This window comes from Phenylobacterium sp. (assembly GCF_020253645.1).
GTDB lineage: Bacteria > Pseudomonadota > Alphaproteobacteria > Caulobacterales > Caulobacteraceae > Phenylobacterium.
Genome location: NZ_JADCBG010000155.1, coordinates 1 through 2,945, shown reverse-complemented (window position 1 = coordinate 2,945; position 2,945 = coordinate 1). Strand labels below are relative to the sequence as shown.

3 protein-coding genes, 1 pseudogene and 1 riboswitch are annotated in these 2,945 nt (G+C 71.0%); all 4 genes and pseudogenes read left to right on the top strand.

What is annotated here, in order from left to right; all coding sequences use genetic code 11:
- On the top strand, positions 1–680 hold a 680-nt coding region (gene argS, locus INE98_RS10690), incomplete at its 5' end, for an arginine--tRNA ligase (protein ID WP_293538829.1).
- Positions 681–830: 150 nt separating this feature from the next.
- A riboswitch (glycine riboswitch) is annotated at positions 831–919 on the top strand.
- 166 nt (positions 920–1,085) lie between these two features.
- Positions 1,086–2,201 carry a glycine cleavage system aminomethyltransferase GcvT gene (gene gcvT, locus INE98_RS10685; protein ID WP_293538827.1) on the top strand — a complete coding sequence of 372 codons (1,116 nt, stop codon included), beginning with the start codon at positions 1,086–1,088 and terminating at the stop codon, positions 2,199–2,201.
- 13 nt (positions 2,202–2,214) lie between these two features.
- Positions 2,215–2,580 carry a glycine cleavage system protein GcvH gene (gcvH, locus tag INE98_RS10680; RefSeq protein ID WP_293538826.1) on the top strand — a complete coding sequence of 122 codons (366 nt, stop codon included), beginning with the start codon at positions 2,215–2,217 and terminating at the stop codon, positions 2,578–2,580.
- Positions 2,581–2,583: 3 nt separating this feature from the next.
- Positions 2,584–2,945, top strand: a pseudogene (locus INE98_RS10675) (glycine dehydrogenase); the annotation flags it as partial.

Here is a 2,945-nt window from a genome sequence, read left to right as displayed (position 1 = left end):
GGGCCGCCATCCTAGCCGGCTACGCCGCCGAGGGCCAGCTGGAGCATATTGGCTTCGGCACCATGAACGGGACCGACGGCAAGCCCTTCAAGACCCGCGAGGGCGGGGTGCTGAAGCTGAACGACCTGATCGAGATGACCCGCGACCGGGCGCGCGAGCGCCTGCGCGAGGCGGGCCTGGGCGCCGAGCTGGCCCCCGAGGCTTTCGAGGCGACGGCGCACCAGGTGGCCGTGGCTGCGCTGAAGTTCGCCGACCTGTCGAACTTCCGCGGCACCTCCTACGTCTTCGACCTCGACCGGTTCACCAGCTTCGAGGGCAAGACTGGCCCCTACCTCCTCTACCAGGCGGTGCGCATCAAGTCGGTCCTGCGGCGGGCGGCGGAGCAGGGGATCGGGGCGGGCGGGATCCGCATCACGGACCCCGCGGAGCGCGAACTGGCCCTCCTGCTCGACGCCTTCGACGACTCCCTTTCCGAGGCCTACGACCGCCGGGCCCCGAACCTGCTCGCCGAGCACGCCTACCGGCTGGCCCAGGCCTTCTCGCGCTTCTACGCCGCCTGCCCCATCCTGCCGGCGGAAGGGGAGGTCCGCGCCTCGCGCCTGGCCCTCGTCGAAACGATCCTGCGCCAGCTGGAGCTCTGCCTGGACCTCCTGGGACTTTCCGCGCCCGAACGGATGTAGGGCGCCCCGCAGGTCGGGACGGCGCCTGCATGCAGGGCGTCGATCCTCCCAGGCCTTGCCCGACCTGCACAGGAACGCCGCAAGTTGTGGACAATCCGGGAGGACGATGGCGACTCATTGACTCCCATGGGCCCATCGCGCAGGTTCCGCCGGACTCTCGCGGGAGAGACCGGGCCCGTCCCGGAGCCGAAGGCGCAACCGCCCCGGAAACGCTCAGGCAAAAGGACCGCGAAGGCGAAGAAACGCTGGAAAGCAGCACCGGGTCCGCCCGGCGCTCGCCGAAGGAGCAAGGCCTTCCGGACACCCTCCGGGCCGGCTGAAATCTCTCAGGCGCCAAGGACAGCGGGGGCGAGGCGCAGCGGCGGGTCCGTTGCGCGATCGTCGTGTCGTCGCCGGGAGTCCCTGATGAGCGGACCTGAACTGAAGCGCACGCCCCTGCACGCGGCCCATCTGGCTGCTGGCGCGCGCATGTCGGGCTTCGCCGGCTACGACATGCCCATCCAGTATCCCGACGGCGTCATGAAGGAGCACGCCTGGACGCGCGACTCCGCCGGCCTGTTCGACGTCTCCCACATGGGCCAGGCCTGGCTGACCGGCGAGGGCTGGGCGGGCGCCTTCGAGGCGGTCACCCCGGGCGACTTCGCGTCCCTCAGGCCCGGCCGCCAGAAGTACTCGGTCCTGCTCAACGGCTCCGGTGGGATTCTCGACGATCTCATGGCCGCGCGCCCGGACGACCGGGGCCTGTTCATTGTCGTCAATGGCGCCTGCAAGGACGACGACTTCCGCTTCCTGGAGGACCGGCTGCCCGCCGGCGTGAGGCTCGAGCGACTCGAGGATCGCGCCCTCCTGGCTCTCCAGGGCCCGCAGGCCGCGGCGGTCCTGGCGGCCCATGTTCCCGGCGCCGCCGACCTCGCCTTCATGGACAGCGCCGCCCTGACGGGCTTCAGCGGCGTGGACCTCATCGTCTCCCGCTCGGGCTATACCGGCGAGGACGGCTACGAGATCTCGCTTCCTGAGTCCGAGGCCTTCCGCGTGTGGGACCTGCTGCTGGCGGACGAGCGCGTCCGTCCGGTCGGCCTGGGCGCCCGGGACTCCCTTCGCCTGGAGGCCGGACTGCCCCTCTACGGCCATGACGTCGACGCGAGCGTGAGCCCCGTCGAGGCGGGCCTTGCCTTCGCCATCTCGCCCTCGAGGCGTCGCCGCGGTGACTTCCCGGGGGCCGCCCGGATCCTGGCTGAGCTGTCCAACGCGCCGACCCGCGCCCGTATCGCCCTGAAGGTGCTGGAGGGCGCCCCCGCCCGGGAAGGCGCCGTCATCGTCGACGGAAAGGGCGATGAGATCGGCGTCGTCACCTCCGGCGGCTTCTCGCCCACCCTCGGCCATCCCATCGCCATCGGGTTCGCCCCGCCCGCCTTCTGCGCCCCGGGCCAGAGGCTGGGCGTTGTGGTCCGCGGCCGCACCTGGCCGGTGGAGACCGTCGACCTTCCCTTTGTTCCCCATCGCTATGTCCGACGCCGCTGAAAGGACTTCCGCCATGCGCTTCACCAAAGATCATGAATGGGTCGCCCTCGATGGCGACATCGCCACCGTCGGCATCACCGCCTACGCCGCCGAGCAGCTGGGCGACGTGGTCTATGTCGAGACGCCCGAGCCGGGCCGCGCCCTGAAGGCGGGCGAGGGCATGGCGGTGGTCGAGAGCGTCAAGGCCGCCTCCGATGTCTACGCGCCTCTGTCCGGCGAGGTGATCGAGGCCAATGACGCCCTCGCCGGCGCGCCTGAGACGGTCAATGCCGAGCCCGAGGCCGGGGGCTGGTTCGCCAGGGTGCGGATCGCCGACCGGGCCGAATATGAGGCCCTGATGGATCGCGCCGCCTACGACGCCTTTCTGGAGACCCTCTGAGCCATGCGATACCTGCCGCTGGACGGGGCGGACCGCCGCCACATGCTGGGGGTGATCGGCGCCCCCGACATCGACTCCCTCTTCGCCGACGTCCCCGCGTCCGCCCGACTGGAAGGACCCGTCGACCTGCCCCGCGCCCGGGGGGAGATCGAGGTGGAGCGTGAGCTGGCGGGGTTGGCGGCCCTGAACCGGCCGGCGGGGGCCGGGCCCTTCTTCTGCGGCGCGGGAGCTTATCGCCATCACGTCCCGGCGACGGTGGACCATATCATCCAGCGGTCGGAGTTCCTGACCAGCTACACGCCCTACCAGCCCGAGATCGCCCAGGGCACCCTGCAGGTCCTGTTCGAGTTCCAGACCCAGGTCGC